We start from the raw sequence: 5,829 nt of genomic DNA, 5'->3' as shown, positions 1-5,829 counted from the left end.
TCGGCCACCTGCTTCGGGCACGCGGCCTCTCGGTGACCATGCAAAAGCTCGATCCCTATCTCAACGTGGATCCGGGCACAATGAACCCCTTCCAGCACGGCGAGGTCTTCGTGACCGACGACGGCGCCGAGACGGACCTCGACATCGGCCACTACGAGCGCTTCCTTGATGAGAGCCTCGACGGGTCGGCGAACGTGACCACCGGGCAGGTGTACTCCACCGTTATCGCCAAGGAACGCCGCGGCGAATACCTCGGTGACACCGTCCAGGTCATCCCGCACATCACCGACGAGATCAAGCGCCGGATGCGCCTGCCCTCCGAGGCGAAGAAAACGCCGGACGTCATCATCACCGAAATCGGCGGCACCGTCGGGGACATCGAGTCCCAGCCGTTCCTCGAGGCAGCACGCCAGGTCCGCCAGGACATTGGCCGCGGCAACGTCTTCTTCCTACATGTCTCCCTGGTGCCGTACATCGGGCCGTCCCAGGAACTGAAGACCAAGCCGACCCAGCACTCGGTGGCAGCCCTGCGGTCCATCGGCATCCAGCCGGATGCCATCGTCATCCGCTCCGACCGTCCCGTCCCGAACGCCATGCGCGAGAAGATCGGACGCATGTGCGACGTCGACGTCGACGCCGTGATCGGCTGCCCGGATGCGCCCAGCATCTACGACATCCCCAAGACCCTGCACTCCCAGATGCTGGACGCCTACATCGTCCAGCACCTTGGACTGAAGTTCCAGGACGTCGATTGGACCAAGTGGGACAGCCTGCTGGAAGTCGTGCACAACCCGAAGCACCACGTGGAGGTGGCGCTGGTCGGCAAGTACATTGACCTGCCCGATGCCTACCTCTCCGTCACCGAAGCCCTGCGCGCCGGCGGCTTCGCCAACAACACCAAGGTCCAGATCCGCTGGGTCCCGTCCGATGACTGCTCCACCGAAGCAGGTGCCCGCAAGGCTCTTGACGGCGTGGACGCCATCTGCGTGCCCGGCGGCTTCGGCATCCGCGGCCTCGAAGGCAAGCTTGGTGCCCTGAAGTTCGCCCGCGAGAACAAGCTGCCGACCCTGGGCCTGTGCCTAGGCCTGCAGAGCATGGTCATCGAATACGCCCGCAACGTGGTCGGCCTGGAAGGGGCGTCCTCCAGCGAATTCGAGCCGGACACCAAGTACCCGGTGATCGCGACCATGGCCGAGCAGAAGGAAATCGTGGCCGGACAGGGCGATATGGGCGGCACCATGCGCCTGGGCCTCTGGGACGCGAAGCTCGACGAAGGTTCCGTGGTGGCCAGGACATACGGCAAGACCGCCGTCGCCGAACGCCACCGTCACCGCTACGAGGTCAACAACGCCTACCGTGCGCAGATCGCCGAAGCCGGCCTGGTCTTCTCCGGCACCTCCCCGGACGGCCAGCTGGTCGAATTCGTGGAACTGCCCGAGGACGTCCACCCGTACTACGTCTCCACCCAGGCGCACCCGGAATTGAGCTCGCGGCCCACCCGTCCGCACCCGCTCTTCGCCGGGCTCGTCAAGGCCGCACTGGTCCACCAGGGCGCGGAAGCGTAAAGGCATGAGCGAGGACCGGGGGTTCGCCGACGAACAAAGTCCGCGACGGCTGCTGGAATCATCCGTAGCCTACAGCGGTCCCATTTGGGACGTGGTGAAGGAAAAATTCACCCTGACTGACGACGGCGAACCCCTGGTCCGCGACTTCATCCAGCACCCCGGGGCGGTGGCCATTCTGGTCATGAACGACGCCGGCCAGGTGCTGCTGATCAACCAGTACCGGCACCCGGTCCGGATGACCCTGTGGGAGATCCCGGCCGGCCTGCTCGATGTGGAGGGCGAGGACTACCTCACCGCCGCCGTACGCGAGCTGGCCGAAGAAGCGGACCTGGTGGCCGAGGACTGGAACGTCCTGACCGACCTGTTCCTCTCACCCGGCTCCTCCCGCGAAGAACTGCGGATCTACCTGGCCCGCGGGATTCACGAGGTTCCGGAAGCCGAGCGGCATGAACGCTTCCACGAAGAAGCCGAAATCAAGATGCGCTGGGTCGACCTGGACGACGCCGTGACGGCTGTCCTGGAAGGCCGGGTGCACAGCCCGTCCGCTGCCGCCGCCGTCCTCGCCGCCGCAGCCGCCCGTAACTCCGGCTATGCCAAGCTCCGCCCGGCCGACGCGCCGTGGCCGGAGCACCACTCGGAGCACCATGCCTGGCCCAACGGATCCGTCCGCTAGGAGTATGGGTGCCCACCGCAGTCCCCGCCGCAGGCAGCGGCTCCGGTAACCGGTCAACAGACGACCGGCCTTCCATCAACGACACTATTGAGCTCGAGCTGGATTCCCAGCTCAATCCGACACTCATTCTGGACCGGGAAACGCTCACCAGCGGTCTCGCAAGTGGGGGCGTCGAAACCGCGGCAGCGCCGGCCGGACGGTCAAAATCCGAAGCCCCCGCCGCCCGCAGCTCACGTTCCGCCGAGGACGAGCTGCGGTCCACCGCCGTCGGACGTGCTATTGGCTCCTACCTCCAGCACATGGCCGTGGAACGCGGACTGGCCCGCAACACCGTCGACGCGTACCGCCGCGACCTGCTGCGCTACGCCAGGTTCCTCGCCGCCGCCGGCCAAAGCGACGTCACCGCCATCACCCGCCATGACGTCACCGCGTTCGCCCGTTCGATCGTTGACGGGTCGGACGGCGCCGCGGCACTGAGTATCCGGTCGGCCGCCCGGACCATCGTGGCCGTGCGCGGACTGCACCGGTTCTGGGCACTGGAAGGCGTCACCGCAGCCGATCCCGCCAGCGACGTGCATCCACCGCTGCCGGGCAAGCGGCTGCCCAAGGCCATCAGCGTGACTGAGGTCACCCGCATTCTCGAGGCCATTCCGCTGGACACCCCGGCGGGCCTGCGGGACCGTGCGCTGCTGGAGTTCCTGTACTCCACGGGCGCCCGCATCAGCGAGGCCGTTGGCCTGGATATCGATGACCTGTCCCTCGAACGGATCCCTGCCAACGGCCCCGACGTCGTGCGCCTGTTCGGCAAGGGGTCCAAGGAACGCCTGGTGCCGCTGGGCTCCTACGCGGCCCGCGCGCTCGACGACTATCTGGTCCGCGGCCGGCCCGGGGCAGCAGCCAAGGGCAAAGGCACCCCGGCGCTGTTCCTGAACGCCCGCGGCGGCCGGCTGAGCCGGCAGAGTGCCTGGACCATCCTCAAGACGGCGGCCGAGCGCGCCAAGATCGACCGGGACGTTTCCCCGCACACCCTGCGGCATTCCTTCGCCACCCACCTGCTCGAAGGCGGCGCCGATGTCCGCGTGGTCCAGGAACTGCTGGGCCACGCCTCAGTGACCACCACACAGGTCTACACCCTGGTCACCGCCGATACGCTGCGCGAGGTCTACGCAGCCGCGCATCCGCGGGCGCTGTGACACCGGCAGCCGCACCACGGGCCACACCCGTTGTCCTCTGTTTCCTGTTCCGGGAGACCGCGGAGGGCGGGCAGGAAGTGCTGCTCGGGCTGAAGAAGACGGGGTTCGGCGTGGGCCGGATCGTCACGCTCGGCGGCCATGTGGAGCCGGGGGAGACCGCACCACAGGCAGCTGTACGGGAAGTCTTCGAGGAATCCGGGGTGACGCTCGCTGAGGAAGACCTGGAACCGGCCGGCAGTATCGAGTTCATGTTCCCCTCGCGCCCGGACGGGGACATGTCCACCGTTGTCTACCGGAGCTGGACCTGGGACGGCGAGCCCGGACCGTCGTCGGAAATCGAACCCGCCTGGTACCCCGTGGATGCCGTCCCGTACGCGCAAATGTGGGAAGACTCCGCCTATTGGATGCCGAAGGTCCTTTCCGGGGACTTTTTCGCCGCCGCCGTGACGCTTGCGGCGGATAACGAGTGCGTGGGCAGCGTCGTATTCTCCTGACTCCTGTCCTCCGGCACTTCGGCCGGGCGGCGGACGCTGCGGTTATCGGGGCCGGCTGCCCATCGGACCTTGCCTGGCAGGGAAGAGTGGCCGGCAGGTGGTGCAGACGCCGTATTCATCCCCATCAGCCGGCGGCGACAAGGCCTTGCGCTCGAGTTCGAGGCGCATCCCTAACGCCCAGCCCAGTAGTGCGGCGGCGAGCAGCGCAAAAATGGGCTGAATCACCCCTGAAAGCAGGGCCGGGGCGGCGCCTGCGAACAAATAGCCGGCCAGCGAGCCCTCGCCGGTGGAGGTGGCAATCACGAGCCCGGTGAGGCCGAGCAGGACCCAGCGGGTGTCGCACAGGCTGGCTTCCGCTCCGATAGGCGCAGCGAAGTAGCTTCCCACCACCAGACCGGCCAACAGTAATCCTGGCGCGGCAATCACGAGGTTCCACCAGGCCGCGCCCGCGCCTGTGATCATGCCGTTCAGAGAAACTAGAACCGCTGCAGCAGCAATGGCTGAGATCCCTGCCGCGGCCAGGCGCGTCCACCGCCAGCTGCGAAGCTGGCGGCGGCCGGAGTCCAGGGCAGCCAGGAAGGCACGGATTCTCCCCGCGTCAGCGTCCGCTGCTGTTTCCGGTCCGATCCGGATGTCCGTCTTCACATCAGTTCCTCATCATCGTTCCGGGTGGTGTCCGGGTTGCATCCGGGCGCGGGCTAAGCCCCCGGTGCGGCAGCTACCTTAGCCCGTACCTCGTCCATGTCCAGCTCCTTGACGCTGCTGATGAGCTGCGCGAGTCCGGCCGCATTCATGGCCCCGGCCTGGGAAAAGACCAGGATTCCGTCGCGGAAGGCCATCAGCGTGGGTATGGAGGTAATGCCGGCGGCAGCGGCGAGGCCTGATTCGGCTTCGGTGTCCACCTTGGCGAAGACAACTTCCGGGTGAGTCTCGGAAGCCTTGGCGAAGGTGGGAGCAAACATACGGCACGGCCCGCACCAGGCCGCCCAGAAATCCATCAGGACGATGCCGTTGCCGGTGATGGTGTCATCGAATGTCTCTTCGGAAACGTCGATTGTAGCCATGAAGCCAAGATATACCCCCTGGGGTATCGACTGCAAGCTCCAGCGGCGACCGGACGATTTGCGAAAATACCCTAGGGGGTATCAGGATGAAGGGGTGGGGGTGCCAACACCGGTCTCCAGGACACCGAGAATGGATACGCGATATGAACAGCATTTCTGTAGACGACTTAGCAGCCCTTGGAGCCGACGTTTCCATCATCGATGTAAGGGAAGAGGGGGAGTATTCGGAGGCCTGCGTCCCTGGCACCCTGAACATTCCGTTGTCGCGTTTCCCGCAGTCCCTCGGCGACGTTCCGTTTGGGCGGAGGGTCTATGTGATGTGCGCTTCCGGTGGTCGCAGCGCCCGGGCCACGGAGTACCTAGAGGAACATGGCTTTGACGCGGTGAACGTGATGGGCGGCATTACCGAGTGGTACCGCAATGGCCACCCGGTCCGGTACGGGGCTGAGGGCAGCTGATCCTGTCCGAAGGCACCCGACGTAATGGCACGGACTGATTTTCAGCGCTAGCCGGCGGAGGCCAAACGGTCCGCTGTCCGGCTGCCGTCAGCCACCGGCTGGTTGGCGTAGAGCTCTTCGGAGCTCCTCCAATACTGCACCACGACTGGACCGCCGGACCCGATGGTCAGCCGGTCTGATACAACAGGATGCCTCGCGCCGGTTCTTCTCCGCCCCGGTGCCGCCGGCCGGTTCCAGCAACGGGTAACCCGGCTTCCCAGGAAGATTCTGAAACCAGGCAGATTCTGAAACCGGGCAGATTCTGAAGACGGCGGCCTCGGAATACAGCAACGCCCGCCGCAGGAACTCCTGCGGCGGGCGGTTGGCCAGTTGAAGCGGGGGG

At 66.1% G+C, this 5,829-nt stretch carries 7 protein-coding genes; 5 read left to right on the top strand and 2 right to left on the bottom strand.

Annotation, left to right across the window (positions count from 1 at the left end):
• The 4 genes from RTN46_RS16205 to RTN46_RS16190 form a co-directional block, all read left to right on the top strand.
• A partial coding sequence (locus RTN46_RS16205) for a CTP synthase (RefSeq protein ID WP_312182926.1) occupies nucleotides 1-1,565 on the top strand: 1,565 nt, incomplete at its 5' end.
• Nucleotides 1,566-1,569: 4 nt separating this feature from the next.
• Nucleotides 1,570-2,238 carry an NUDIX hydrolase gene (locus RTN46_RS16200; protein WP_312182924.1) on the top strand — a complete coding sequence of 223 codons (669 nt, stop codon included), beginning with the start codon at nucleotides 1,570-1,572 and terminating at the stop codon, nucleotides 2,236-2,238.
• Between the two features lie 251 nt (nucleotides 2,239-2,489).
• Nucleotides 2,490-3,431 (top strand): site-specific tyrosine recombinase XerD, encoded by a 942-nt coding sequence (xerD, locus tag RTN46_RS16195; protein ID WP_312182928.1) that lies wholly within the window; start codon nucleotides 2,490-2,492, stop codon nucleotides 3,429-3,431.
• Nucleotides 3,428-3,925 (top strand): 8-oxo-dGTP diphosphatase, encoded by a 498-nt coding sequence (locus RTN46_RS16190; protein WP_312182922.1) that lies wholly within the window; start codon nucleotides 3,428-3,430, stop codon nucleotides 3,923-3,925. Before xerD ends, RTN46_RS16190 begins: the two co-directional genes overlap by 4 nt.
• 42 nt (nucleotides 3,926-3,967) lie before the next feature.
• Here RTN46_RS16190 and RTN46_RS16185 read toward each other — a convergent pair whose 3' ends face one another.
• Together RTN46_RS16185 and trxA are read right to left on the bottom strand one after the other, a co-directional pair.
• Complete coding sequence (locus tag RTN46_RS16185; protein WP_312182921.1) at nucleotides 3,968-4,570, bottom strand: hypothetical protein; 603 nt, start codon at nucleotides 4,568-4,570, stop codon at nucleotides 3,968-3,970.
• Nucleotides 4,571-4,623: 53 nt separating this feature from the next.
• Entirely contained in the window at nucleotides 4,624-4,989 is a 366-nt protein-coding gene (trxA, locus tag RTN46_RS16180; RefSeq protein WP_312182919.1) for a thioredoxin, read from the bottom strand.
• Nucleotides 4,990-5,132: 143 nt separating this feature from the next.
• Between trxA and RTN46_RS16175 the strand changes: the two genes are divergently transcribed.
• Nucleotides 5,133-5,447 carry a rhodanese-like domain-containing protein gene (locus RTN46_RS16175; protein ID WP_312182917.1) on the top strand — a complete coding sequence of 105 codons (315 nt, stop codon included), beginning with the start codon at nucleotides 5,133-5,135 and terminating at the stop codon, nucleotides 5,445-5,447.
• Nucleotides 5,448-5,829: the final 382 nt, after the last annotated feature.

The organism is Arthrobacter sp. (assembly GCF_031988865.1).
In the GTDB taxonomy this organism is placed as follows: domain Bacteria; phylum Actinomycetota; class Actinomycetes; order Actinomycetales; family Micrococcaceae; genus Arthrobacter_B.
The sequence above is the reverse complement of the archived record's forward strand: the minus strand, read 5'-3'. Positions and strand labels throughout refer to the sequence as shown.

Bases quoted from the DNA above. Each gene is read 5' to 3' on its own strand.
- RTN46_RS16200 (WP_312182924.1), top strand. From the start codon at position 1,570: ATGAGCGAGGACCGGGGGTTCGCCGACGAACAAAGTCCGCGACGGCTG.
- trxA (WP_312182919.1), bottom strand. From the start codon at position 4,989: ATGGCTACAATCGACGTTTCCGAAGAGACATTCGATGACACCATCACC.
- RTN46_RS16175 (WP_312182917.1), top strand. From the start codon at position 5,133: ATGAACAGCATTTCTGTAGACGACTTAGCAGCCCTTGGAGCCGACGTT.